We start from the raw sequence: 22,966 nt of genomic DNA, 5'->3' as shown, positions 1-22,966 counted from the left end.
GTCGTCCCAGGCAGAGCCGAGCAGACGTGGCCCAGGGGCGTCAAGGTCGTTCGTACAGTGGCGCGCTCCACCTTGACGCCCCTGAACCACGCCCGCTCCACGGTGTGTGGGACGACGGCGACGGGATGGGAGCTGGGGAGGGTGGTGGGTTGAGGTGGGGAGTGCGGGAAGGCTGACATCCACACCTGACATCAACAAGCACGGATGTCAGCGGACAACGACGACTCAGCACAGCCATGGCGACCGCAGGCAGTAGCCGCCAAACAGGCGCCGGATGGACCGCGAGCCGAACTTACAAGGCAGATGTCGGCGGTTCGAACCCGTCTGCGCCCACCGTGATTGACCGCAGGTGAGAGGCGGTATCGCCGCCCCCTGATTCAGTCGAATCGGGGGGCAGGCTCATGCCCGGAGTCCACATGGAGTCCGGACGGTCCCAGAGAGGCAGTAGCCGAGTTACCGGCGCGCATTCCGGAGGCGCCGATGAGCCGTAGGTCCCAGCCAGTCGGACCTTGCCCGTCGTCACGTCTGACCAGGATCGGGGTGTGGGCCTCGGGGGCTGGGCGCCCTGCTGATTCCCATTCGGAGAGCCAGTCGCGCAGCACTGTCAGAGATGGGGAGTCACGGCAGTCAGCAAAGATCACGCCGTTCTGCTGAATGACAGCTGCCGTGGCCGGCGTCGAGTGTCCCAGTGCCCACAGGTCCGGGCTCAAGCCAGCCATGGTCACGTACGGGTTGCCCTTGGCCGCGACGAAGGTGCGCCAGGACGGCCAGTCCACTTCAGGTCCGTCGTACGGCTCGGTGTGCGCGTCCTTCAGCAGCCGATGCAGGGTGGTGCGGGCACCGTTGTTCCGCCAGTTGTCCTTCTCTCGCCAGGCGATGGAGATCCAGGACGGTGCGGGTACGCGGTTCTCCCAGTCCACCCACCGTCCCGGCAGGTCGAGATCCCCCTTTGGAGAGGCGGTCGCCTCGATGTATCCGCCCGTGAAGATGGCCTCAACGTCCGGCCGGCCGTTACGGATACGGACCTTGGCGACGACCGTCATGTTCGGCACCGTTGCGATCGGTAGCGGGGCCACCATCAACCCGCAGTCGACCATCTGGTTCACCCATGTCTCGGGCAGCAGCGGCGGCGTGCACCAGGCCACCATTCGGTCGTAGGGAGCTCGGGCCGGGAAGCCGGCCGTACCGTCGGCGGTGTAGCAGCGGACGTTGCGCAGGCCCCGCTCGTGGTGGATGAGGTTGGCCCAACGGGTCAGGTAGTGATCGATGTCGAGGCTGGTCACCTGACCGGTGGGCCCGACGAGCTGGGCGAGTAGGGCGCCGGAGTAGCCGGAGCCGGTGCCGAACTCGGCGACGTTCATGCCGGGGTGGACATCAAGTGTGGTCAGCTCGCGGTGGATGACGACCGGGTTGGAGCGGTGCGGGGTGGCGCCGCGCCCTTCGTGGTGGGTGTAGTGGCGTTCGGGAACGGTTTCAGCGATGTCGGCGATGGTGGCCACTGTTCACTCCTTCGAGGAGATGGGGGACTCGTTTGCGAGAACCGGTCCGGGCGGGTGTAGGACACGCCCAGCGGCCGGTGCCGGGATCAGATCGTCAGGGCGGTGTGGTGGTGCCAGCCCGCCTCGGTGTACTCGCCGACCGGCCCATGGCCGGGCAGCTCGGCCCAGGCGTGGTACTCGACCGGTGGCGGGGAGAACCGCACGCCCAGGCACCAGTTGAGTCGGCGGCCAAGTAGCGCGGCGGCCAGGACCGCGCCGAGCGATGTCTCCATGCATGCCGCCCGCCCCGGCCACAAGCGGCCGGCGTGCCTGACCGCCGTGATCAGGGCGTCGGCCTGTGCGGCCGTCAGCCGTCGGCAGCCGACCCGACGTGCCAAGCGGACCGCGCGGACGGTGAAGCAGAAGGGCAGCCGCAGCAGCACCAGAGCAAGCGCGAGGCCCGCGGCCGCGGCGCATCTTTCGGGGAAGGTTCCGGCCCGGGTGGTGGAGTACGCCTCCATGCTCGTCATCGCAGCCACCCCCACCAGCGGCGATGGTGTGCGTGCTCGGTGATGGCGAGTCCCCGCGCGGTGAGGGCGTGAGCGACGGCGTGGACGTCGGTGGTTGCCCGAGCGGCGTCGATGCCGTAGCGGGTGGCGTACTGCCCGGCGGCCTGGTCCTCGGTGGTGGAGGCCAGCAAGACCATGACTGCGGCGGATGCTGTGGCGGTCAGAAGGGTCCATCGGCCGGTGCGCTCGTCGAGGATTGCGCCGCCTTCGTCGGCGAGTACCGCATGGGCTCCTTCACGCAGCTGCCACATGGTCGACCACCTCCCACCATGAGGCGGCGGTCGTGGTCTCCATCTGCCGCAGCCAGACCTCGGCGCTGACGGCCAGGTGCAGGGCGCCCTGGGCGGTCGGCTGCCCGGCTGCGGCGCGCCGCAGCACGCGTTCCACGGGAGGCTGGCTGATCAGTCCGGCGGCAGAGAGGCGGGAGGAGGGCCCGAGCAGGTGGGAGAGGACCGACGCGTGTTGGGTGAGTCCTGCATAGGCGAGCGCGTTGAAGCCACCCTTGGTCGCACGGAACAGGACGAAGTCCGGTAGCAGACCGGTGCGGGCGAATGCCTCGCCCAGCAGCGGCTTGTACCGGCCAGGTGCGCCACGCTGATCGGCGGGAACAGCAAGGCAGGCCCGGATGACTTCGTTGTCCAGAAAGGGGGCGGCGATCTCCGCACCGAGGTCAGCGCGGGCGAGTTCACGCAAACCGACCGTATCTGCTCCTAGCCGTGCCAGGTCTTGCCGGTCCGTCCACGCCGCCAGATGCCGGGGTTCCTCCAGCAGCTCACCGGCGGCGATGTCGAGGGCCTCGGCGAGCTGGTGGCGCACCTCGCGGCTCATCCAGTCAGCGGTGGCCAGCAGAGGTGTCCAGGCGACGGGGCGTTCTGCCTGCGGTATCCATTCACGGGGATTGTTGCGCAGTTCGGTGGCAGTCTGCAGCCAGGCGCCGGCCAGGCCGACGTGCGCGGCCGGGCGGGCGCGCCGCAGCACGGTCAGTGGGGAGACGTGCCGCAGTCGGGCGTGGGCGTGCGCGTGCACGAGAGCCCGTCGGTGCTGTCGGTCTCGAAGCAGATCGGACAGGTAGGAGGAGGGCGCGGACAGCACGGCGTCTCCGGCCGCTCCGGTGAAGTGCACCGTCGTCGACTGGCGTTCGACCACCGCCTCCAGCACGGCCCGCTTGATGCTGGCCGTGACCGCATACGCGTTGGGCGTGTCAGTCAGGGGCAGCGCGGACAGGTCGTCCAGACCGCTGTAATACACGGTCTCGTCGCGGCCGGGCACTGCGTGGTGGGTGAGCTCTGGTACCGCGGCAGCGGTGCGCACCGCGTAAGAGAGATCGTCATCTCTCAGCCGGGCATCGGCGAAGGTCACTGCGGTGACGGGCCCGCGCCGGGCAGCGAGGCATGCCAGCGTTGTGGAGTCCAGCCCGGCCAGGTCCGCGCTCACCGCTCGCATGCCATCCAGGCGCGTATCGACCGCTTCGCTCAGGGCTGCCCGTACCCGTGGCGCGGCGTCTGGAAGGCTGATCGGCTGGTAGTCGACCGGCTCATAGCGAATGGTGTTCGCCCCGTCGGGAGTGATCAGCAACAGGTGTCCGGTCGGCACGTGGCTCACTGCGCGGAACAGGCTCCGACGCCCCAAGACATCCGGCTGTGCCAGAGCCAGGTGAGCGGCGAGAGCGGTCGGATCGAACGGCGCCCCGTCCAGGGCGGCCAGCGCCCCGGCTGACGTCGACCACCACGTTCCTGTGCCTTCACTCCGCCAATACACCGAGTGTTGGCAGGCCAGGTCACCGAATACCGCCAGGGATTCGCCGCTGCGTGCGATCGTCAGATACGAGCCGGGCCAGCGGGTCAGCGCCGCCCAGTTTCTTGCCCGCACGGTTGTCAGTGCCTGGTGCAACTGCTGGTCGTCGGCGCCGCAGTCACCGATGACTGCCAGTGCCAGCGGGCCGGAGCCTGCCGACCGTACTTGGCCGGTGGCCCAGCCCACGGTCCATGCCGCGTCCAGGCCCGGTACGGGCTTTCTGTTCCTCGGCAGCCAATCGTGTCGGCTCGCTCCGTACCATCCTGTGCTCCACCGCATCAGCAGCCCGCTCTCGTCGCTATCGCTCTTGGTGGTCGAAACGTCGAAACGGAACGGGCGCCGGGCTGCTGGCGGCCGTGCCCCAACACGGTCCTACCGAAGCCCCGACACCCGTTCAAGTCCGCCTGGGGCCGGGCTGCGGCGCACCTTCGCCCGACCCCAGGCAGCCGATGGATCAGGCGTTCTTGTACTGGGTGTCGTCGGCGGTGTCGAAGTTGTTCGTGCCCAGCGTCACCTTGACGACGTCACCGGCGTCCAGGACGACCGGAGCGGTGTACACGGGGGCGGTGGTCTGCGTGTTCATGATTCCTACCTTCATGTGTTCCGTCCCTCGCACCCGGGAATGGGCGCGCTGTGGACGTCGTACCTGGCCACGCGGCCGGGGCCGGGGAGCCGTAACTTCCCGACCTCCCGACCCTGACAACCAGTCAACTCAGGCCGGGGCGTCGGCGGTACGGTGTCCAGCAGGCAAAGCGGTATATCGGGTATACGGGGCAGGTACTCATGACCAAGCGCACGCCGAATCACCAGCTGAGGGACCTGGTCGCCGAGTCCGGGCTGACGTACGAGGCCCTGGCCAAGCAGGTGCGCGCCGTAGCCGCCGAGTGTGGGGCGGCGTTACGGACCAACAAGTCCACCATCGAGCATTGGATCAGCGGTGTCGTCCCCGCGGGCGATACCGGCCGCTATCTCGCTGTGGCACTCTCCCGCCGGCTCGGCCGTCTGCTGACCCTTCACGATCTGGGGCTCGTGCCACATGAAGAGGGGGATGAAAGCCTCGGACTATCCCTCGGCGAGGATCCGCTGGACGCCCTGCTACCGATGTGGAGCCACGAATTGAACCGGCGCCGTTTCCTCAGCACCTCCGCTTACTCGGTCGCCGCCGCCGGCCTGCCCCTGTCGTACGTCCAAGAGATCGCCGACCGCACTGCCGCCGCCCGCGCCGGTCAGACCATCGGCATGGTCGAAGTTGCTGCGGTCCGCGACATGGTCCGGCTCTTCTCCGAGATGGACGAACGCCACGGCGGACAGCACGGTCGCAGCGCCCTGGTGCAGTACCTGCGCGATGACGTCGCCCACCTGTGCAGAAGCCGCTTTCGAACCGACGAGATCCGCCAGCAGATGCTCTCCGCCGCCAGTCGCGGTGTGCACCTGCTCGGCTGGAAGTCCTACGACGCAGGACAGCAGGGCCTCGCCCAGCGCTATTACCTCCAGTCCTACGCGCTCGCCGTCGAGTCCGGTGTTCCCGGGCACGATGGGTTCGTGATGCGCACGATGGCCATGCAAGGGCTCAAGCTGCACCGGCCCGAGCACTGCCAGGCCCTTGCTGAGACCGGGCTGAACCGCGCCAAGGGCAAGGTAGACGTGCAGACCGAATCTCTCTTCCGGGTCGTGCACGCCCACACCCTGGCCAAGTCCCGGCAGAGGCAGGCGGCCGTGGTTGAGGCCGAGCGGGCGCGTACTCTCCTTGCCGCCGACTGTGGAGATGAGGTGCCGTTCTGGGCTCTCGCCTGGGGCCCGCCTGCCGCGTCGGTCTACTCGCGCAACGCGAAGGTCTACGAGACGCTGGGCGATCGACGGAACGCAGCGGAGCAGTACGCGCGGGCCGCCGCATCCCGCCCGGCGGGCTATGCGCGAATCGTCGCCCTCGACCTGGTGGCGAGCGCGGAGATGCAGCTCAAGAACGGCAGCATCGAGCAGGCGTGTGCCACCTGGAACCGGGCGATGGACCACATGGACGGTGTGCGGTCCGTCCGCACCCGCAAGGCTGTGAGTCGGATGCGCAGTGGGCTCGCTCGGTTCCGCGCCCGCGGTGTGCGCTGTGCGGCCGATCTGGATGAGCGGGCCATGGAGTTCCTTGCCACAACCTGATCGCTACTCATTGGAAGCGCTGGCGCGACGCAGCGGTAAAGAGCCAGGCCGCCGTCATCGAGCACGCCGCAATCAGCCCCTGACCAGGCAGAAGGGGTGCCCAGCCGGGTCCGTGAGGACCCGCCACCTGTCATTTGGCTGGTGATCCGGCTTGCTCGCGCCCAGCTCCAGCAGTCGCGCCTCGGCCTCATCCAGGTCGTCAACGGCGAAGTCGAGGTGGAACTGCTGGGGAACGCTCTGTTCGGGCCAGCGGGGAGCGCGATAGTCGTCGACCCGTTGGAAGCCGATGAAGAGGCCGTCCTCACAGGTGAGACCGGCGAAGTCGGCATCGGATTTCGGGTGCGGTTCGAGGCCCGTGGCCTGCTGGTAGAACGCCGCCAAAGCCAGCGGGTCAGGGCAATCGAGCGTTATCGCACGCAACTTCATCTGCGGGGGCATGGCACCTCCGGGGCCGATCGATGGACCTTCGGGACGCACACCCTAGAGGTCCTGCCGACGCCTGCGTCGCCGCCCGCTGGGAGCGGAAGCCAGACCGCTGCCTCGGCTCACGAGGCCTGCATGCCGCCGTCGACGGGGAGGACCACTCCGGTGACGTAGGAGGCGCGGTCGCTCAGCAGCCAGGCGGCAGTCTCGGCGACTTCCTCGGGCTCGGCGGCGCGGCGCAGTGGGGTGCGGGCGTTGAGTTGGTCGATGACGCCTGGTGATTCCGTTTCCCAGCCGCGCATCATCTCGGTCAGCGTGGTACCGGGGGCGATGGCGTTGACGCGGATGCCTTCCGGGCCGTAGGCGACGGCGGCCGACTCGGTGAGGCTGTGGACACCTCGCTTCATCGCGCTGTACGCGGGCAGTACCGGGTTGCCCCTCCAGCCGCCGACGGACGAGGTGTTGACGATGGCGCCCGTGCCGGCGGTCGTCCTGATCGCGGCGACCTGAGCGGCCAGGGCCAGCCAGACGCCCTTGAGGTTGACGCTGTACTGCTCGTCGAAGTCCGGTTCCCGCACCTGGTCCATGGGGCCGATCCGACGCGTGCCGATGGCCCCGTTGTTGAAGGCGACGTCGAGCCGGCCGTACACCTCCACGGTGCGGTCGACGGCGGCGCGCACGCTTGTCGCGTCGGCCAGGTCGCACACCGCGTACTCCGCGGTGCCGCCCGCCGCGCGGATCTGGTCGGCCACCGCTTTGAGCTGGTCCTCCGTACGGGCCGCGAGCAGTACGCGAGCGCCTTCGCGGGCGAACAGCCGCGCCGCGGCGGCGCCGATGCCGCGGCCGGCGCCGCTGATGAAGGCGACCTTGCCGGTCAGCAGAGCCGTCGGGGCGGGGGTGGAGGGGGCGGTGGTCCGTGTGTTGTCCATGCCGATGAGCCTGTGTCCGGCCGCACGCCCCCAACCAGGCACCGGCGGTACCTGGATCGGCTTCGTCGGCCCCGTGCACACTCGGGGACATGGACAGGCGAGAGCTGGGCGGCTTCCTGCGCAGCAGGCGCGAGCGGATCACCCCCGCTGATGTGGGGCTGCCCGCCGGGCCGCGGCGTCGTACCCCGGGGCTGCGGCGCGAGGAGGTGGCGCAGCTGGCGTACATCTCGACCGAGTACTACACGCGGCTGGAGCAGGCCCGGGGCCCGCGCCCCTCGCGCGAGGTGCTGGCCGGTCTGACCCGTGCCCTGCGTCTGTCGGACGCCGAGCGCGCCCATCTGCACTACCTCGCCGGGGCCCCGCCCGCCCCGCCGTCGGGACCCTCCCGCGAGGTGCGCCCGAGCGTCCTGGACCTGCTGCGACGGCTGCCGCACGCTGCGGCACTCGTACTGTCCGCGGCCTATGAGGTGATCGGCCACAACGACCTGGCGGCCGCCCTGCTGGAGGACTTCTCCGCCCTGCCCCGGCACGAGCGCAACTTCCTGCGCCGTACCTTCCTCGACTCGCGAGTGGGGGAGCGGCAGTGGTACAGCCCGTCCGGCATGGAAATCTTCGGCCGTACGGCGGCCCGGCACCTGCGGGCCGCCGCCGCCCGCTACCCCGACGACCCCGAAGTGGCCACGCTGGTGAATGACCTGCTCACCGGCAGCCCGGAGTTCGCCCGGCTGTGGGCCGCCTACGAGATGTCGGTCGAACCCGCCCCGCGGAAGACCTTTCGGCACCCCCTGATCGGCCCCATCACCCTCAACTGCGATGTCCTGGACATCGCCGACCGGGACCAGCGAGTCGTGATCTACACGGCCGATCCCGGCTCCCCGGCGGAGGAGGCCCTGCGGCTGCTGTCGGTGATCGGCACCCAGCGCATGGACGTACCCGGTTGACGGCGTTGTGCAAGGGCTTGGGGTAGGGCCGTCGAGAGGGCCAGGGCTAGGCGCTCCGCGGGAAGTGTCACGAGATGCCGTCGTGCGTCTGCGGCCGCATCGTGGCTGGTCGCGCCCACGCGGCGGAGCCGCACATCGACACAGCCGCGGCGGAGCCGCACATCGACACAGCCCCGCGCCCCTTCGGGGCGCTGCCCGAACCGTAGTGGACTTCCTCCGACCTGCTTAGGGCCGTCGCGATGGCAGTGGCCGAAGCGCGGGCCACCGGGTGAGCATCGCGTCGCGCATGGCCATGGCGAGTCGGCCCAGATGCTCGAGCTCGCCGCCGTTCACGGTCATCCGGCCGACGATCCCGAGACGGTGGACGAGTCGCTGGCGGGCCGTCGCCGTGCCCCACCGCCAGTCGGCCTCCTCTCCGTCTGGTCCGGCCCCACGACAGAAGACATCGGCTCCTTCCTCGGGCTCGCCCGGGCGCTCGGCCGCACGGTGCCATCGGCGGTACGGACCGAGCTGGACGACCTCGTGAACCGCCTGACCCACGCCCCCGGGCACGCCCTTGACCACCACCGGTGTGCCGGACAGCTCGGCCCGCAGCTTCTCCCCGAACGGGGGCGGTGCGCACATGCCCCGATCCTGCCCCGATCCTCCCCTGTGCTCACCGCGACACGAGGAAGTGGACCTCGCGGGGCCTGACCTCCAGGTCGCTCAGGCCGTCGGGCGTCGCGCCCATCTCGCGGGCGAGGCCAGCCGTCGCCCGGAAGGTGTCCTCGGACTCGAACGCGCCGGTGGTGACGACGGCAACGCCGTCCGGGGTGCCCCAGACCCCGACGGACACGAAGCCCGGCTGCCGTCGCATCGCCTCGGCGACCCGGTGGCACTCGGCGACGAACTCCTCGCGGTGCTCGGGGGCCGGGTAGTGGAAGGCGACGAAACCGAATGACATGACGGTGTCCCCTCTCGGGTTCTACGACTCGAGTTTTATGATTTGGGTTATACGATGCCGTACAACGCGAGGCTAGACCTGTTGTACGGCGCCGTACAACAGGCCTGACAGGGTGAGGTGGACCACAGATGGGCGCATTGCGCACACCGCGCGAGAAGTGGGTGGAGGAGGGGCTGCGGGCGCTGGCCGCGGGCGGTGTGGACGCGGTGCGGGTCGAGGTGCTCGCCAAGGCGCTGGGGGTGACCAAGGGCGGCTTCTACGGGTACTTCGCCGACCGCGACGCACTGCTGGCCGAGATGCTGGACACCTGGGAGCGCGAGAGCGTCGACGATGTGATCGACCAGGTCGAGCGGCAGGGCGGCGACGCCCGGGACAAGGTCCGCCTGGCCGGGCGGCTCACCTTCTCCAGCGACCGCCTGCTGCCCATCGATCTGGCCATCCGCGACTGGGCCCGCCGCGACCACGCCGTCGCCGAGCGCCTGCGCCGCGTGGACAACCAACGCATTCAGCTGGCGCGCGACGCGATCGGCACCTTCTGCGACGACCCCGAGGAGGTCGAGGCCCGCGCCCTGCTCGCCTTCTGCACGGCCATCGGCAGCCACTTCCTCGCCGCCGACCACCCCGGCACCACGCGCGCTCCGGTCATCGCCCGCGCCGGCGACATCATCCTCGGCCTCCCGCACGGCAACTCCGGGGATGGCCCCCAGGACGAGCGTCGCTGATCCTCGCTGTTCGGCCGTTCCTCGCTGTTCGGCCGTTGGCGGCCCGGGATGGCTCGCGGCCCGGGATGGCTCGCGGCGCGGGATGGCTCGCGATACGGGACGGCTCGCGACGCGGATGGCCCGCGACACGCCCGTGGCAAAATCAGCGGGTGCAGATCGGGATGCTGGGGCCACTCGAAGTTCGCACGGACGACGGCGGCTCGGCCGACGTGCCGGGGGCGCGGTTGCGCGGACTGCTGGTCGCCCTCGCCCTCAGGCCGGGGCAGGTGGTCCCGAAGGCGTCGCTCATCGACTGGATCTGGGGGGAGCGGCCGCCCGCCGATGCGGCGAACGCCCTGCAACGCCTGGTCTCCCGGCTGCGGAAGGCGCTGCCGGGCGGGGTGATCGAGGGGCAGCCGGACGGCTATCGGCTGCTGGTGGAGCCCGATGCCGTGGATGCCGTGCGGTTCGAACGGCTCGTCGGCGCGGGCCGGGCCCGCGCCGAGGACGGGGCCCGGCGGGTGCGGCTGTTGCGCGAGGGCCTCGAACTGTGGCGCGGTGCGGCCATGCAGGACGTCGGTCCACAGGACAGCGCCGCGTTCGAGGCCGCGGTCGTACGGCTCGAAGGGTTGCGGCTGACCGCCACGGAGGAGCGGGCCGAGGCGGAGGTCACCCTCGGGCGCGGCGCGGAGCTGGTGGCGGAGCTGACCGACCTGGTGGCGGCGCACCCGGTGCGGGAACGGCTCGTCGCCGCGCTGATGCGCGCCCTCGTCGCGGCCGGTCGGGACAGCGAGGCGCTGCGGGTGTACCAGCGCGCGCGGGAGGCGCTGGCCGACGCGCTGGGCGTCGACCCCTCGCCGGAGCTGGCCGCGTTGCATGTCGCGCTGTTGCGGGGCGAGTTGGGGCATGGCAGACCGGGGCGGGAGGAAGCGAACCGTAAGAGCAACCTGCGCGCCGAGCTGACCAGCTTCGTCGGCCGTGGCGCCGATGTCGCCGCGGTCCGCGGGCTGATCGCCGAGCACCGGCTCACCACCGTGATCGGGCCGGGCGGCGCGGGAAAGACCCGGCTGGCCACGGAGACCGCGCGCACGCTGCTCGGCGAGGGCGAACCGCCGGACGGGGCCTGGCTGGTGGAGCTCGCCGCCATCGGCGCGGACGGCGATGTGGCGCAGCCGGCGCTCACCGGTCTCGGCCTGCGGGACGCCCTGCTCGGCGCGGCCCCGAACGCGGAGCTGACGGACCGGCTCATCGCCGCGGTCCGCGAGCGGGAGGCGCTGCTGATCCTGGACAACTGCGAGCATGTGATCGAGTCGGCGGCGGTGTTCGCCCACCGGGTGCTCGGGGAGTGCCGGCGGCTGCGGATCCTGGCGACGAGCCGGGAACCGCTCGGCATCACCGGGGAGGCGCTGTGGCCGGTCGAGCCGCTGGCCCTGCCGGAGGGGGACGCGGGCCCGGGGGAGATCGGGGCCTCGCCCGCCGTTCAGCTGCTGCGGGACCGGGCCGGGGCGGTGCGCCGGGGCCTCGCGGCCGATGCCCATACGCTGGCGACGATGGTGCGGGTCTGCCGGGCGCTGGACGGGATGCCACTGGCGATCGAACTGGCCGCGGCCCGGCTGCGTACCATGTCCATCGATCAGCTCGCCCACCGGCTCGACGACCGGTTCCGCCTGCTGACCAGCGGCAGCCGCACCGCGCTGCCGCGGCACAAGACGCTGCGCGCGTTGGTCGACTGGAGCTGGGAGCTGCTCACCGACGCCGAACGGATGGTGTTGCGGAGACTCTCGGTGTTCTCGGGCGGGGCGAGCCTGGAGGCCGCCGAACGGGTCTGCGCGGGCGACGGGGTCGAGCGGCACCAGGTGCTGGAGCTGCTCACCGCGCTGACCGAGAAGTCGCTGCTGGTCGCCGAGGGCGGCGGCACCCCGCGCTACCGCATGATCGGCACGATCAGGGAGTACGCCGGGCACCGGCTCGCGGAGGCGGGGGAGTCGGACCTGGCGCGCCAGGCGCATCTCGCCCACTTCACCGAGCTCACCGAGACCGCGGAACCGTGGCTGCGCCGGGCCGAGCAGGTGGAGTGGCTGGCCACGCTCGAGGCCGAGCACGACAACATCGGCGCGGCGATGCGCGGCGCGCTCGCGGCGGGCGAGGCGGGGGCGGCGATGCGGCTCGCGGCGGGCGCGGGCTGGTATTGGTGGCTCGGCGGGCGCAGGACCGAGGGCCTGGAGCTGCTCACCGCGGCCACCAGGACGCCGGGGGAGGTGCCCGACGACGTACGGGCCCTGGTGTACGCGCTGATCGTGCACTTCGTGACCTCCGGGCGGGGCGATGAGCGCCAGGCCGCGGAGTGGATCCACGAGGCGCACCGGCTCAGCCGGCGCGGCCACCACCACCCGGGGGTGAAGTTCATCGCGGTGCTGGAACGCATGCTGCACGCGCCCGAAGCGGCCCTGACCGCGTTCGCACCGCTGCTGGACGACGAGGACCCCTGGGTGCGCGCGCTGGCCCGGTGGCACATGGGCAAGATGCGGATCGTGTTCGGCAGGGACGGACGGGACGGGCGAGATGGCCGGGAAGTCCGGGACCGGCAGGACCAGGACGGCCGCGACAGCCAGGACCGGCAGGGCAGCCCCACCGCCGAGGCGTACCTGGAGGCGGCGCTCACCGAGTTCCGGGCGCTCGGCGAGCGGTACGGGATCTCGCTCGCCCTGACCGAGTTGGCGAACCTGCTCGCCGTACGCGGCGACTTCGCCGGTGCGTGCGAGCACTACGAGCAGGCGATCGCGGTCGTCAGCGAGGTCGGTGCCACCGAGGACGTCATCCGGATGCGGTCCCGGCAGGCGCAGCTGTACTGGCTGCTGGGCGACAAGGACGCCGGCGCGGCCGCCGTCGCCGAGGCGCGGCGCTGTGCGGAGCGGGTCACCTGGCCGGACGCGCTGGCCGAGCTGGCATTCGCGAGGGCGGAGCTCGCCCGGTGGGACGGCGACGCCGAGGAGGCGCACCGGCAACTCGGCCTCGCGACGGGCATGCTGGGCGACGACGCGGAGCGGGCGGACATCCGCGCGGTGAGGCACGACCTGCTCGGCTACCTCGCCGACGACCTCGGCGAGGTCCGGGCGCACCGCGCGGCGGCCTGCGAGGCTGCGGTCGAGGTGGGTCACGCGCTGCTGATCGCGCATGTGCTCGTCGGGGTCGCGGACCTGGCCCTGCGCCGCGGCGAGCATGAGCAGGCCGCGCGGCTGCTCGCGGCGAGCACGGGCGTACGCGGGTTGCGGGACCGCGCCCACCCGGACCTGGCCCGGATCGAGCGGGCCGCGCGGTGCCGCCTCGGCGAAGCGAAGTTCGCCGAGGCGACGCGGGACGGGACGCGCACCAACTGGGCCCGTCTGGCCGAGGTCACGCTCGCTTCCTGAACGAGGTGACACTGGCTTCCTGGACGAGGTCACGCTCGCTTCCTGAACGTGGCGATCGCCCACACGTACCCGACGACCGTGAACCCGACGGACCAGGCCACGGCCGCGAACGCGTCGCCGGTCGACGGATGGCCGCCCGACAGCAGCCCGCGCAGCGTCTCGATGATCGGGGTGAAGGGCTGGTACTCCGCGAACTGCCGCACACCGGTCCCCATCGTGTCCGCGGGTACGAACGCGCTGCTCAGGAACGGCAGCATGATCAGCGGCACGGTGGCCATGCCCGCCGACTCCACGGTCTTCGCGGCCAGGCCCATGGCGACCGTGAGCCAGCTGGTCGCGAAGGCGAGCAACAGCATGAGGCCGATCACGGCGAGCCACTGGAGGAAGCTCGCATGCGGACGGAACCCCATCGCGAAGCCGACGCCGATGATGACCGCGTCGGCGATCAGACTGCGCACCGTAGTGGAGACGACATAACCGGCCAGCACGGCGCCGTGGGAGACGTCCATGGCCTTGAACCGGTTGTTGATGCCCTTCGTCATATCGCCGTTCACGGCCGCCGCGGTCGGGCCCAACCCGTAGGTGATGGCCATGACGGTCAGGCCGGGTACGGCGTAGTCGACGTACTCGCCCGTGACCTTGAAGGCGCCGCCGAAGACGTAGACGAACATCAGCATCATCACGACGGGGAACAGGACCGCCTGGAAGACCGTGACCGGATTCCTGACCGTGTGCTTGAAGTTGCGACGCAGCATGATCGCCGCGTCGCCGAACGACGTCGATACTGTGCTCATTCCGCGATCGCCTCCGTGGTGGCGGGTGTGGGGTGTGTGGTCTGCGTGGTGTCCGCGGCCTGTGTGGCATGACCGGTCAGGGCGAAGAAGACGTCATCGAGGTCCGGTGTGTGCACCGAAAACTCTTCCGCGGTGACCGCCTGTTCATCGAGCTTGTCCAGCAGGGCGCGCAGCGACTTCGAGTCACCGTTGCTGGGCACCCGCAGGGTCAGCTCCTGGTCGTCCCGCGTGGACCCGGGCAGGGCCCCCGCCGCCGCGTCGAGTTCGCGGAGACCGGCGAACCGGAGCCGGACATGGGTGCCGGGGACCTGGCGCTTGAGCTCCTCGGAGGTGCCCTGGGCGACCAGGCGGCCCTGGTCGAGCACCGCGATCCGGTCGGCGAGCTGATCGGCTTCGTCGAGGTACTGGGTGGTGAGGAAGATGGTGGTGCCGTCGGCCACCAACTCGCGGACGATCCCCCACATCGCGCGCCTGCTGCGCGGGTCAAGACCGGTCGTCGGCTCGTCCAGGAAGATGATCCGCGGGCTGCCGACCAGCGTCATCGCCAGGTCCAGCTTCCGGCGCATACCGCCGGAGTAGGTCGCCGCCATCTTGTCCGCCGACTCCACCAGGTCGAACCGCTCGAGCAGCCGCCCGACCACCTGGTCACCGGAGCGCACGCGCTTCAGGTCCGCCATCAGCCGCAGGTTCTCCCGGCCCGACAGCAGGTCGTCCACGGCGGCGAACTGACCGGTCACGCCGATGGCCGCGCGTACGGCCTTGATCCCGGTCACCACGTCGTGCCCGGCGACGCGCACCGTCCCGGCGTCGGCCTTCATCAACGTCGTCAGGACGTTCACCGTTGTCGTCTTGCCCGCCCCGTTCGGGCCGAGCATGGAAAAAACCGATCCCGCGGCGACCTCGAAGTCGATGCCGTCGAGCACGACTTTGTCGCCATATGCCTTGCGCAGCCCGGAAACTGCGATCGCCGAACTCTTCATGTCCAACACGGTTCCGGCCGGGCCTGACACCCGCCTGTCACGGCCCTGACACGGCCTCTGACACGGCGCTGTGCCCTTCTTGCCCCTGGCCCGCCGCGGAGGTCACGCGGAGGTCGAACGGAGGTCAGAAGGTGTAGCGACTTACGGTCTCCGGGTGGATGACGAGCCGAAGCTGCTCCGTGGCCAGGATCTCGGCGAGGTCATTGGCGCGGGCCGGGTCGTCGAGGTCCCAGTAGCGGGCGGCCAGGCGGGCGCACAGCTCATGTGCTCCGTCGGACTCCACCGAGACGCGGCCGGCGACCGACAGCCAGCGCTCGCGTTCGCCCACGGGGGCGGCGACGACGATCGAGGCGCGGGGGTCGCGGCGCAGACGCCGCACCTTGAGCGAGTCCGGGGCCGTGAACAGCTGGATCGTGCCCTCGGCCGTGGCCTCGAACCACACCGGCCGGGGCTGTGGCGGCACCGGCCCCTCGGCCACGGACAGGAACCCGTGCAGGGGGCGGCGGAGGAACTCGAGGTCCTGGGCGGTCAGCGAACTGGCGTCGTTGCTCATGACGCCGATTGAACACGGCCGGATCGGACGACCCCATGGGTGAGGAGCCGGATCACCTGTGTATTCGTCTAAACTCACTGAGGTGGACGCGTTCAGTGACCTGATCCGCGGGGTGCGGGCCCACGGCTCGTTGTTCGGCAGCTCGACCCTGTCCCCGCCCTGGGCACTCCACTTCGTGGACGGCGCGCCGCTGACCCTGTGCACCGTGCTCACCGGGTCGGGCTGGATCGTGCCGGAGCACCGTCCGCCCGAGCGGCTCAGCGCCCGCGAGACGATCGTCGTACGCGGCCCTGGGACGTTCACCTTCGTCGACGAGGTCGGCACCCGGGCCGAGCCGATCGCCTGCGGCGAGCACTGCGCGACGCCCGAGCAGGGCGGGACGAGGCACCGGCGTGGCTGGCATGACGAGGACGGCGGAGACAGCCGCGACGGTGCGACGACCCTGATCGTCGGCGCCTATCCCGTACGCGGCGAGATCAGCCGCCGACTGCTGGACGCGCTGCCCGTCGTGCTGCGCGTGGACGCCGGGGGCACGTCGGACCCCGTACTGGACCACCTCGCCGCCGAGGTCGCCATGGACACGCCGGGCCAGCAGGTCGTCCTCGACCGGCTGCTGGACTGGATGCTGGTCTGCACGCTGCGCGAGTGGTTCGACCGGCCCGGTGGCGAGCCCCCGGCCTGGTGGGCCGCCCAGCGGGACCCGGTGGTCGGCCATGCGCTGCGGCTGCTGCACGCCGAACCGGCGGCGCCCTGGACGGTCGGCGCGCTGGCCGAGCGCACGGGGGTGTCGCGTTCGACGCTGGCCAAGCGGTTCGCCGACCTGGTCGGCGAACCCCCGCTGACCTACCTCACCCGCTGGCGCATGACGCTCGCGGCGGACCTCCTGGTCGAGCGGGAGGCCGCGACCGTGGCGGACGTCGCCCGCACCGTGGGCTACTCCGACCCGTTCGGGTTCAGCGCGGCGTTCAAACGGGTCCGAGGCGTGAACCCGAGCGACTTCCGCCGCACCGCGACCGCCCCCTGAGAGCTCAGGGCACGAACTCAGGACACGAACTCAGGGCATGAACTCAGGGCACGAATCTACGGTTCGACGGTTCGACATCACCGTGCGCACAACCGGTCCAATGCCGACTGGCTCTCGTCGTCCGCGGCGCGGTAGATCAACAACCGCTGGTCCGGATCTTCAAGCGGCACCAGCACTTCGAATTGCAGGGCGAGCACACCGACGTCAGGATGCCGTATCACCTTGCTCCCGCGGCCGTTGACCTTGACGTCCCGCTCGGCCCACAAGCGCGCGAATTCCTCGTCATGAGTGGTGAATTCGGTGATGAGGCCGGTCAACGCCTTGTCCTCCGGATGTGCGGCCCACGCGGTGCGCAGATGGGCGATTCCCTCCCGCACGACGCGTTCGCGGTCGACATAGAACTCACGTATCCGCGGATGCATCAGACACAGCCACATCGCATTGCGCCGCGCCGGCGGCAGGGTGTCGAAATCCAGGAGCAGCCTCGCCATTTCCTCGTTCCAGGCCAGGATGTCGTAGCGGTGGTTCATCAGCATGGCCGGCAGCGGTGACAGGTCGGCGACCAGCCGGGCCAGCGGCGGCACCGCGGTGGTGGCGGGGCTGTCGGCGTTGCGGGGGCGGCGCTGCTGGGCCAGGTCGAAGAGGTAGCCGCGTTCGTCGGGGCCCAGGCGCAGCGCCCGGGACAGCGCCTCCACCACGTCCGCCGAGGGCCGCAGCCCGCGGCCCTGCTCCAGCCGCACGATGTAGTCGATGCTGACCCCGGCCAGCTCGGCGACCTCCTCGCGGCGCAACCCCGGGGTCCGCCGGGACCGCCGACGCGACGGCAGGCCGAAATCGTCCGGGTTCAGGCGTTCGCGTCGGGTCCGCAGGAACGCGGCCAGCTCCTGTGTCGCGTCCACGGTGGTGGTCGTCATGTTCGATGCAACAGCCAAGGTAGGACTGGTGTTCCCAGGAACTTCCTTCCCTTATCCCCGGCTCGCGGTGGTCACAGGCTTGTTTTCGGCAACGGATCAACGGTCAACGGATCAACGGATCACAAGCACGACGGATCACAAACACAGGAGGACACGATGTCGCTCACCCTCGACACCTATCGGCTGCTGGGCCGCTCCGGGCTACGGGTCTCACCGCTGGCGCTGGGCGCGGCGACCTTCGGCACCGAGTGGGGCTGGGGCGCAGAGCAGGACGAGGCGCGCAAGCTGTTCGACCTCTACGTCGAGCGCGGCGGCAATTTCATCGACACCGCCAACACCTACACCAATGGCAGCTCCGAGCGGCTGCTGGGCGAATTCACCCGAGACAACCGCGAAAGCCTGGTGCTGGCAACGAAATACACGACACTGCGCCGGCCCGGCGATCCGAATTCCGGGGGCTCACACCGCAAGAGCCTGTTCGCGTCGGTGGAAGCGAGCCTGCGACAGCTGAATACGGACTACATCGATCTGCTCTATCTGCACGTGTGGGACTTCACGACGCCGGTCGAGGAGATCCTGCGCGGCATGGACGATCTGGTCCGGCAGGGCAAGGTCCTGTACGTGGCGATCTCCAACGCCCCGGCCTGGCAGGTGTCGCGCATGCAGGCGATCGCCGACCTGCGCGGCTGGTCACCGCTGGTCGCCCTCCAGATCGAATACAACCTGATCGAACGCACGGGGGAACGTGACCTGATCCCCATGGCGCGCGAGATGGGGCTGGGTGTGGTCCCGTATTCACCGCTGGCCGGCGGGGTGCTCACCGGCAAGTACAGCCGCGACGACCTGGCCGCGACGAACGTCGGATCCGACGACGGCACCCGTAGGAACTTCAACCTCGCCTTGGGCACGCTCACCGAACGCAACCTCGCCATCGCCGATGTCCTGAAGGAGGTCGCCACGGAACTGGGCCGCACCCCCGCCCAGGTCGGGCTGGCCTGGACCCTGCGGAACCCGAGCGTGACGGCACCGATCATCGGCGCACGTACCCCCGCGCAGCTGGAGAGCAATCTGGGTGCCCTGGAGGTCGACTTCACCGCCTCCCAACTGGCCCGCCTCGACGACGCCAGCGCGATCGAACTCGGCTTCCCGCACCGCATGCTCGCCAGTGACCACATCCGCAATGTGACCAAGGGCGACCTGAAGATCGAAACCCGCCGCTGACGGCGGGTCAGCGATCAGCGATCAGCGATCAGCGATCAGCGGTCAGTGGTCAGTGGTCATTGGTCGGCGGGCCGAGGCACGATGCTCACCGCGCGGTAGTCGTACCCGTCCTGTTTGAAGCCGGGGGCTTCCCAGGTGAGGTCCACCTGCTGTCCGGGCGACAGCGTGCGGAAGCCGGTCATCTGGATGTCGGAGTAGTGACCGAAGCAGCCGCCCGGAGTCTCGGGGGAATCGAGCACGCCCCACCCGTCGCCGTCGCTCCACTCGCGGACAGTCGCCATCACCATGGGACGAACCCTATGGGCTCGGTCCGGTCTCGTCTCATTGTTTTCGAACCGCGCCCCGAAGGGGCGCGGGGAACTGCGCGACCAGCCACGACGGCGCCGCGGACGATCGACGACAGGTCAGGGCACTTCCAGCGGAGCGCTTAGGTCCCCGGCCCTCCGCTCGGGCGGACCCGAGATCGTCCGCGGGCCCGATGCCGCGCTCCAGCGGCGGGAGCCACCATGCTGGTGGAGACCCACGAAGAGGAGCGCATCATGTCGTACCCGGAATTCCTCGAATACCCCGAGCCCCGCTACCACGGCGACAAGGGCGAGGTGAACGCGGCCTTTCGTCCGGCCGATACCCCGCCCGACATTTCCTCGCCCGGCGGCGGCGCTACGCACTACCTCGCCACCAATGAGTCGACGGGCGGCGAATTCGGCCTGTACAAGGTGGAGTTGGATGCGCGGGCCGCCGGAGCGAAGACCCACTTCCACAAGGCGATGTCGGAATCGTTCTACATCCTCTCCGGCGAGCTGGAGCTCTACAACGGCGAGAGGTGGGTCACGGGCCGCGAGGGCGATTTCCTGTATGTACCGGTCGGCGGGCTGCACGCCTTCAAGAACGTGACCGACGAGCCCATGTCCATGCTCCTGCTCTTCTCCCCGGGTGCCCCGCGTGAGGAGTACTTCGAGCGGGTCGCGGAGATGTCGCAGCGCGGTGGCGAGGAGCTCAAGCGGTTTCGGATCCGGCACGACAGCTATTTCGTGGAGGATTTCGAGCCCGAGGGGGAGTAGGGGAGCCTGCCACCCAGCCGCGCCGTCGCCAGATGGATCGTGAACGCGCAGGGGACGATCCCCTCCGGCGTCGTCATAGCGCGCACCTCGGCGACGAAGGCCTCGCGCAGCCGCTCCACCGTCCCCCCATCGAGCGGGCCGAGGTCGTACAGGCCGGAGACGGCGGCCCATACCTCCTCCACCGGGCCGCTCAGATCGATGGGTACGGTCTCCCAGCTCACCGGGCCGAAGCCCGCCGGCCCGAGCACTTCGTCGAGCCCATCGCGGCTGCGCGTCCTTCTGTCGCCCAGCGCGGGGATGCGCCGCGCGGCGGGCACCTCCTCGATCGTCCTCCGCAACAGCCCGAGGAACCGTTCGTACGACTCGCCGCCCACCGCCCCGCCCCCCACCACGCACGCCAGAACCCCTCCGGCCGACGTCGTGCCAGCGCCAGCGATTGCGGAGACAGATCCACCCCCGCCAGCCGCCTCCCGTCCTCCCGGGCCAGGAACTCCAGCAGCAGGCCATCACCGCAGCCGAGGTCCAGTACGCGACTGCTTCCGGCCACCCGATCGCACAGGAGCTCGTAGCTGGACCGGCCGTCCGGAGCGCGACCGCGGCCGAACGCTTCCGCGGTCACCGCCGGACGTTCGGCGTGGAACGCCTGGAGGAATGCCTCGTGCGATGCGGTAGTCGTCACTCACTCAACCTACGGCGGTCACGCGGCCGCGCGGTCACGCGGTCATTGGGCGTGCTCCTGTCCGATGAACTCGGTGAACATGCTGACCAGGCCGTGGGGCGCGTTGTCGCCGAACATGATCTCGTCGCTGCCGACGCCTTCGGCCGCGACCTCGGCGCTGCGGGGGAACAGGGCCTGCTCGTACTCGGCGAGCGCGGCCTCGACGTCGTCGGGGTGCGCGGCGAGGGCCTTGCCGAGTTCGGCACCGTCGAGCATGGCCAGGTTGGCGCCTTCGCCGTTCGGGGCGGCGAGGTGGGCGGCGTCGCCGACCAGGGTCACCCCCGGCACCCGCTCCCACCGGTGCTCGATCGGCAGGGCGTAGTGGGGGCGCAGGACCGGCGGGGTGTCGCCGTCACTGATCAGCGCGGTGAGCTCCGGCGCCCAGCCGTCGAACTCCCGCGCGATCCGCGCGGTGGCCGCGGCGGCATCGGTGAAGTCGATCTCGGCGAACCAGTCCAGCGGCCTGGGGAGCAATACGTAGGTGTGCAGGGTGTCGCCGCTCTCCCGGTGCGCGTGGATCGCCCGGCCCGGCGCGTGCGCCATCATCGACCCGCCGCCGACCGCTTTGGCGGCGGCGGGGTGCCGGGTGTCGGCGTCGTACAGGTACGTCTCGACGAACGACAGGCCGGTGTACTCGGGTATGTCGGTGGACAGCAGCGGCCGGACCCGTGACCACGCGCCGTCCGCGCCGACCAGCAGGCTCGTGACGACGGTGCTGCCGTCGGCGAACGTCACCTCATGGCGGCCCTCGCCGAGGGCGCGCGTACCGCTGACCTTGTGCCCCCACCGGACGGTGCCGGCCGGGAGCGAGTCGAGCAGCAGCTGCCGCAGCTCACCGCGTTGCACCTCGGGACGTCCACCCGTGCCGTCGTCGGCCTTCTCGAACAGGACGGTCCCTTCCCGGTCGAGGACCCGCATCGCCTGGCGGCCCTCCAGGACGAGGCCGCGGAACTCCTCCATCAGATCGGCCGCCCGCACGGCCAGTTGGCCGTTGTAGTCGTGGATGTCCAGCATCCCGCCCTGAGCGCGCGCCGTCGGGGAGGCCTCCGCCTCGTAGACGGTGGCCGGGATGCCGTGGACGTGCAGGACGCGGGCGAGCGTGAGGCCGCCGAGCCCGGCGCCGATGATCGTGACGGGAGTGCGCATAGTGACTGCTCCTCGCAAACCGTATGTCGTTCCCTGTACTGGAACGTCGCTCCATAGTGGAACGGCACTCCATGCTGGAACAACATTCCAGTCATGTCAAAATGGCAGCATGGCAACACGGACACGCCGGACCCAGCGGCGCACAGAGGCGCTCTCCCGCGAGCGCATCGTCGAGGCCGCCGTCGAACTGCTCGACACGGCCGGCGAGGGCGGTCTGACCTTCCGGGCCCTGACCGAGCGCCTCGCCACCGGGCCCGGGGCGATCTATTGGCATGTGGCCAACAAGGACGAACTGCTCGACGCCGCGACCGACGCGGTAGTCGCCACCGCGCTGGCCGCGGAGCGCGCCGAGTCGGCCGGGCGAGCCGGGTCGGTTGGGTCAGCCGGGGCCGCCGGGGCAGCTGAGTCGACCGGGCCCGCCGAGCCGACCGGGCCCGCCGAGCCGACCGAGCCCGCCGCGCCCCCGAACTCGCCGCAGGACAAGATCCGCGCCATCGCGTTCGGCCTGTTCGACGCGATGGAGGACCACCCGTGGCTCCCCACGCAGCTCGCTCTCCAGCTCTCCCGTAGCCCCTGGGGTTCGGTGACGCCGCAGATCTTCGAAAGCATCGGCCGTCAGGTACGCGCGCTGGGCGTGCCCGAGGGCCACTGGTTCACGGCCACCTCGGCGCTGGTGCACTACATCCTCGGCGCCGCCGGCCAGAACGCCGCGAACAGCGCGACGGCCCGCACCCGCGTGCCCGACGTGGACCGCGCCGAGTTCCTCGACGCCGCGTCAAAGGCCTGGAAAGAGCTCGACCCGGACGACTACCCGTTCACCCGCGCCGTCGCGGCCCAGATGCGCGACCACGACGACCGCGAGCAGTTCCTCGCCGGGATCGACCTCGTCCTCACCGGCATCACGGCTCTCCACCTGCCCGGCGAACGGGGAAGCACCCCATCACCTGCCCCCTGAGCGGGGTGCGGTCCAGCGTGGACTACGGGATCCGCATCCGCAGACGGGCCGCGATCACTTCACGTCGCATGAGCAACGACTGCGTCGAACGTACTCGAAACGAATCAGGGGGTCCGGGACCTTGTCGTAGAACAGCTTCAGGTCTGCTTGATCCGTCGCTAAGAACCTGCTGGCGTTGTCCCGGCAGCAGTTGTCATTCCGCGCCCACCGGATTTGGTTTCGATTGATACGGTATCGAACGAATGAATGGCTGTAATGTGG

Annotated in this window: 24 protein-coding genes and 1 pseudogene; 8 read left to right on the top strand and 17 right to left on the bottom strand. The window is 70.3% G+C overall.

What is annotated here, in order from left to right; genetic code table 11:
* Positions 1 to 377: 377 nt before the first annotated feature.
* From ACT2CW_RS40620 to ACT2CW_RS40600, 5 genes are all read right to left on the bottom strand, one after another.
* Positions 378 to 1,499 carry a protein-L-isoaspartate O-methyltransferase family protein gene (locus tag ACT2CW_RS40620; protein WP_445520226.1) on the bottom strand — a complete coding sequence of 374 codons (1,122 nt, stop codon included), beginning with the start codon at positions 1,497 to 1,499 and terminating at the stop codon, positions 378 to 380.
* A gap of 86 nt (positions 1,500 to 1,585) precedes the next feature.
* Positions 1,586 to 2,008, bottom strand: coding sequence for a lasso peptide biosynthesis B2 protein (locus ACT2CW_RS40615; protein ID WP_445520225.1), 423 nt, complete (start codon positions 2,006 to 2,008; stop codon positions 1,586 to 1,588).
* Positions 2,005 to 2,298: a PqqD family protein gene (locus ACT2CW_RS40610; protein WP_182470553.1), complete on the bottom strand. Its 294-nt coding sequence runs from the start codon at positions 2,296 to 2,298 to the stop codon at positions 2,005 to 2,007. The genes ACT2CW_RS40615 and ACT2CW_RS40610 overlap by 4 nt, the downstream gene beginning before the upstream one ends.
* Positions 2,282 to 4,120: an albusnodin/ikarugamycin family macrolactam cyclase gene (locus ACT2CW_RS40605; protein ID WP_445520224.1), complete on the bottom strand. Its 1,839-nt coding sequence runs from the start codon at positions 4,118 to 4,120 to the stop codon at positions 2,282 to 2,284. Before ACT2CW_RS40605 ends, ACT2CW_RS40610 begins: the two co-directional genes overlap by 17 nt.
* Positions 4,121 to 4,295: 175 nt before the next feature.
* Positions 4,296 to 4,424, bottom strand: coding sequence for a lasso RiPP family leader peptide-containing protein (locus ACT2CW_RS40600; RefSeq protein WP_182470555.1), 129 nt, complete (start codon positions 4,422 to 4,424; stop codon positions 4,296 to 4,298).
* A 200-nt stretch (positions 4,425 to 4,624) separates the two neighbouring features.
* Here ACT2CW_RS40600 and ACT2CW_RS40595 point away from each other — a divergent pair, with 200 nt between their 5' ends.
* The gene (locus tag ACT2CW_RS40595) at positions 4,625 to 5,992 is read left to right on the top strand and encodes a hypothetical protein (RefSeq protein WP_445520223.1); all 1,368 of its coding nucleotides are present in this window, start codon (positions 4,625 to 4,627) and stop codon (positions 5,990 to 5,992) included.
* A gap of 72 nt (positions 5,993 to 6,064) precedes the next feature.
* On the opposite strand, the gene ACT2CW_RS40590 is transcribed toward ACT2CW_RS40595, so the two are convergent.
* Positions 6,065 to 6,430, bottom strand: coding sequence for a VOC family protein (locus tag ACT2CW_RS40590; RefSeq protein ID WP_445520222.1), 366 nt, complete (start codon positions 6,428 to 6,430; stop codon positions 6,065 to 6,067).
* 107 nt (positions 6,431 to 6,537) lie between these two features.
* Complete coding sequence (locus ACT2CW_RS40585) at positions 6,538 to 7,344, bottom strand: SDR family NAD(P)-dependent oxidoreductase (RefSeq protein ID WP_445520221.1); 807 nt, start codon at positions 7,342 to 7,344, stop codon at positions 6,538 to 6,540.
* A gap of 89 nt (positions 7,345 to 7,433) precedes the next feature.
* Here ACT2CW_RS40585 and ACT2CW_RS40580 point away from each other — a divergent pair, with 89 nt between their 5' ends.
* Positions 7,434 to 8,285, top strand: a complete 852-nt coding sequence (locus ACT2CW_RS40580) for a helix-turn-helix transcriptional regulator (RefSeq protein ID WP_445520220.1) — start codon at positions 7,434 to 7,436, stop codon at positions 8,283 to 8,285.
* A gap of 225 nt (positions 8,286 to 8,510) precedes the next feature.
* Here the strand turns inward: ACT2CW_RS40580 and ACT2CW_RS40575 are convergent, their stop codons facing one another.
* Positions 8,511 to 8,909: a hypothetical protein gene (locus ACT2CW_RS40575; RefSeq protein WP_445520219.1), complete on the bottom strand. Its 399-nt coding sequence runs from the start codon at positions 8,907 to 8,909 to the stop codon at positions 8,511 to 8,513.
* 31 nt (positions 8,910 to 8,940) lie between these two features.
* Positions 8,941 to 9,228, bottom strand: a complete 288-nt coding sequence (locus tag ACT2CW_RS40570) for an antibiotic biosynthesis monooxygenase family protein (RefSeq protein ID WP_445520218.1) — start codon at positions 9,226 to 9,228, stop codon at positions 8,941 to 8,943.
* 128 nt (positions 9,229 to 9,356) lie between these two features.
* Here ACT2CW_RS40570 and ACT2CW_RS40565 point away from each other — a divergent pair, with 128 nt between their 5' ends.
* Complete coding sequence (locus ACT2CW_RS40565) at positions 9,357 to 9,950, top strand: TetR/AcrR family transcriptional regulator (RefSeq protein ID WP_164430609.1); 594 nt, start codon at positions 9,357 to 9,359, stop codon at positions 9,948 to 9,950.
* Between the two features lie 149 nt (positions 9,951 to 10,099).
* Positions 10,100 to 13,339 (top strand): BTAD domain-containing putative transcriptional regulator, encoded by a 3,240-nt coding sequence (locus ACT2CW_RS40560; protein ID WP_445520217.1) that lies wholly within the window; start codon positions 10,100 to 10,102, stop codon positions 13,337 to 13,339.
* Between the two features lie 29 nt (positions 13,340 to 13,368).
* Here ACT2CW_RS40560 and ACT2CW_RS40555 read toward each other — a convergent pair whose 3' ends face one another.
* The 3 genes from ACT2CW_RS40555 to ACT2CW_RS40545 form a co-directional block, all read right to left on the bottom strand.
* Positions 13,369 to 14,133, bottom strand: coding sequence for an ABC transporter permease (locus tag ACT2CW_RS40555; protein WP_445520216.1), 765 nt, complete (start codon positions 14,131 to 14,133; stop codon positions 13,369 to 13,371).
* Complete coding sequence (locus tag ACT2CW_RS40550; protein ID WP_445520215.1) at positions 14,130 to 15,113, bottom strand: ATP-binding cassette domain-containing protein; 984 nt, start codon at positions 15,111 to 15,113, stop codon at positions 14,130 to 14,132. The genes ACT2CW_RS40555 and ACT2CW_RS40550 overlap by 4 nt, the downstream gene beginning before the upstream one ends.
* A gap of 124 nt (positions 15,114 to 15,237) precedes the next feature.
* A complete protein-coding gene (locus ACT2CW_RS40545; RefSeq protein ID WP_445520214.1) occupies positions 15,238 to 15,666 on the bottom strand; it encodes a pyridoxamine 5'-phosphate oxidase family protein in 429 nt (142 codons plus the stop codon).
* 82 nt (positions 15,667 to 15,748) lie between these two features.
* Here ACT2CW_RS40545 and ACT2CW_RS40540 point away from each other — a divergent pair, with 82 nt between their 5' ends.
* Positions 15,749 to 16,690 carry an AraC family transcriptional regulator gene (locus ACT2CW_RS40540; RefSeq protein WP_445520213.1) on the top strand — a complete coding sequence of 314 codons (942 nt, stop codon included), beginning with the start codon at positions 15,749 to 15,751 and terminating at the stop codon, positions 16,688 to 16,690.
* A gap of 77 nt (positions 16,691 to 16,767) precedes the next feature.
* Here the strand turns inward: ACT2CW_RS40540 and ACT2CW_RS40535 are convergent, their stop codons facing one another.
* Positions 16,768 to 17,604: a helix-turn-helix transcriptional regulator gene (locus tag ACT2CW_RS40535; RefSeq protein WP_445520212.1), complete on the bottom strand. Its 837-nt coding sequence runs from the start codon at positions 17,602 to 17,604 to the stop codon at positions 16,768 to 16,770.
* 156 nt (positions 17,605 to 17,760) lie between these two features.
* Between ACT2CW_RS40535 and ACT2CW_RS40530 the strand changes: the two genes are divergently transcribed.
* Complete coding sequence (locus tag ACT2CW_RS40530) at positions 17,761 to 18,825, top strand: aldo/keto reductase (protein WP_445520211.1); 1,065 nt, start codon at positions 17,761 to 17,763, stop codon at positions 18,823 to 18,825.
* 56 nt (positions 18,826 to 18,881) lie between these two features.
* Here ACT2CW_RS40530 and ACT2CW_RS40525 read toward each other — a convergent pair whose 3' ends face one another.
* On the bottom strand, positions 18,882 to 19,112 hold the full coding sequence (locus tag ACT2CW_RS40525) for a cold-shock protein (RefSeq protein WP_164430594.1): 231 nt from the start codon (positions 19,110 to 19,112) through the stop codon (positions 18,882 to 18,884).
* Positions 19,113 to 19,364: 252 nt separating this feature from the next.
* On the opposite strand from ACT2CW_RS40525, the gene ACT2CW_RS40520 reads away from it, so the two are divergent.
* Positions 19,365 to 19,886: a cupin domain-containing protein gene (locus tag ACT2CW_RS40520; RefSeq protein ID WP_445520273.1), complete on the top strand. Its 522-nt coding sequence runs from the start codon at positions 19,365 to 19,367 to the stop codon at positions 19,884 to 19,886.
* On the opposite strand, the gene ACT2CW_RS40515 is transcribed toward ACT2CW_RS40520, so the two are convergent.
* From ACT2CW_RS40515 to ACT2CW_RS40505, 3 genes and pseudogenes are all read right to left on the bottom strand, one after another.
* Positions 19,850 to 20,278 (bottom strand): hypothetical protein, encoded by a 429-nt coding sequence (locus ACT2CW_RS40515; protein WP_445520275.1) that lies wholly within the window; start codon positions 20,276 to 20,278, stop codon positions 19,850 to 19,852. The genes ACT2CW_RS40520 and ACT2CW_RS40515 overlap by 37 nt on opposite strands.
* A gap of 71 nt (positions 20,279 to 20,349) precedes the next feature.
* Positions 20,350 to 20,433, bottom strand: a pseudogene (locus ACT2CW_RS40510) (methionine biosynthesis protein MetW); the annotation flags it as partial.
* A 174-nt stretch (positions 20,434 to 20,607) separates the two neighbouring features.
* Positions 20,608 to 21,750 carry an FAD-dependent oxidoreductase gene (locus tag ACT2CW_RS40505; protein ID WP_445520210.1) on the bottom strand — a complete coding sequence of 381 codons (1,143 nt, stop codon included), beginning with the start codon at positions 21,748 to 21,750 and terminating at the stop codon, positions 20,608 to 20,610.
* Between the two features lie 109 nt (positions 21,751 to 21,859).
* On the opposite strand from ACT2CW_RS40505, the gene ACT2CW_RS40500 reads away from it, so the two are divergent.
* A complete protein-coding gene (locus ACT2CW_RS40500) occupies positions 21,860 to 22,705 on the top strand; it encodes a TetR/AcrR family transcriptional regulator (RefSeq protein ID WP_445520209.1) in 846 nt (281 codons plus the stop codon).
* Positions 22,706 to 22,966: the final 261 nt, after the last annotated feature.

The sequence above is a fragment of the Streptomyces sp. NEAU-174 genome, assembly GCF_052665095.1.
This window is presented reverse-complemented; position numbering and strand designations above follow the sequence as displayed.

Bases quoted from the DNA above. Each gene is read 5' to 3' on its own strand.
- ACT2CW_RS40615 (WP_445520225.1), bottom strand. From the start codon at position 2,008: ATGACGAGCATGGAGGCGTACTCCACCACCCGGGCCGGAACCTTCCCC.
- ACT2CW_RS40610 (WP_182470553.1), bottom strand. From the start codon at position 2,298: ATGTGGCAGCTGCGTGAAGGAGCCCATGCGGTACTCGCCGACGAAGGC.
- ACT2CW_RS40605 (WP_445520224.1), bottom strand. From the start codon at position 4,120: ATGCGGTGGAGCACAGGATGGTACGGAGCGAGCCGACACGATTGGCTG.
- ACT2CW_RS40600 (WP_182470555.1), bottom strand. From the start codon at position 4,424: ATGAACACGCAGACCACCGCCCCCGTGTACACCGCTCCGGTCGTCCTG.
- ACT2CW_RS40595 (WP_445520223.1), top strand. From the start codon at position 4,625: ATGACCAAGCGCACGCCGAATCACCAGCTGAGGGACCTGGTCGCCGAG.
- ACT2CW_RS40590 (WP_445520222.1), bottom strand. From the start codon at position 6,430: ATGCCCCCGCAGATGAAGTTGCGTGCGATAACGCTCGATTGCCCTGAC.
- ACT2CW_RS40585 (WP_445520221.1), bottom strand. From the start codon at position 7,344: ATGGACAACACACGGACCACCGCCCCCTCCACCCCCGCCCCGACGGCT.
- ACT2CW_RS40580 (WP_445520220.1), top strand. From the start codon at position 7,434: ATGGACAGGCGAGAGCTGGGCGGCTTCCTGCGCAGCAGGCGCGAGCGG.
- ACT2CW_RS40575 (WP_445520219.1), bottom strand. From the start codon at position 8,909: ATGTGCGCACCGCCCCCGTTCGGGGAGAAGCTGCGGGCCGAGCTGTCC.
- ACT2CW_RS40570 (WP_445520218.1), bottom strand. From the start codon at position 9,228: ATGTCATTCGGTTTCGTCGCCTTCCACTACCCGGCCCCCGAGCACCGC.
- ACT2CW_RS40565 (WP_164430609.1), top strand. From the start codon at position 9,357: ATGGGCGCATTGCGCACACCGCGCGAGAAGTGGGTGGAGGAGGGGCTG.
- ACT2CW_RS40555 (WP_445520216.1), bottom strand. From the start codon at position 14,133: ATGAGCACAGTATCGACGTCGTTCGGCGACGCGGCGATCATGCTGCGT.
- ACT2CW_RS40550 (WP_445520215.1), bottom strand. From the start codon at position 15,113: ATGAAGAGTTCGGCGATCGCAGTTTCCGGGCTGCGCAAGGCATATGGC.
- ACT2CW_RS40545 (WP_445520214.1), bottom strand. From the start codon at position 15,666: ATGAGCAACGACGCCAGTTCGCTGACCGCCCAGGACCTCGAGTTCCTC.
- ACT2CW_RS40535 (WP_445520212.1), bottom strand. From the start codon at position 17,604: ATGACGACCACCACCGTGGACGCGACACAGGAGCTGGCCGCGTTCCTG.
- ACT2CW_RS40530 (WP_445520211.1), top strand. From the start codon at position 17,761: ATGTCGCTCACCCTCGACACCTATCGGCTGCTGGGCCGCTCCGGGCTA.
- ACT2CW_RS40525 (WP_164430594.1), bottom strand. From the start codon at position 19,112: ATGGTGATGGCGACTGTCCGCGAGTGGAGCGACGGCGACGGGTGGGGC.
- ACT2CW_RS40520 (WP_445520273.1), top strand. From the start codon at position 19,365: ATGTCGTACCCGGAATTCCTCGAATACCCCGAGCCCCGCTACCACGGC.
- ACT2CW_RS40505 (WP_445520210.1), bottom strand. From the start codon at position 21,750: ATGCGCACTCCCGTCACGATCATCGGCGCCGGGCTCGGCGGCCTCACG.
- ACT2CW_RS40500 (WP_445520209.1), top strand. From the start codon at position 21,860: ATGGCAACACGGACACGCCGGACCCAGCGGCGCACAGAGGCGCTCTCC.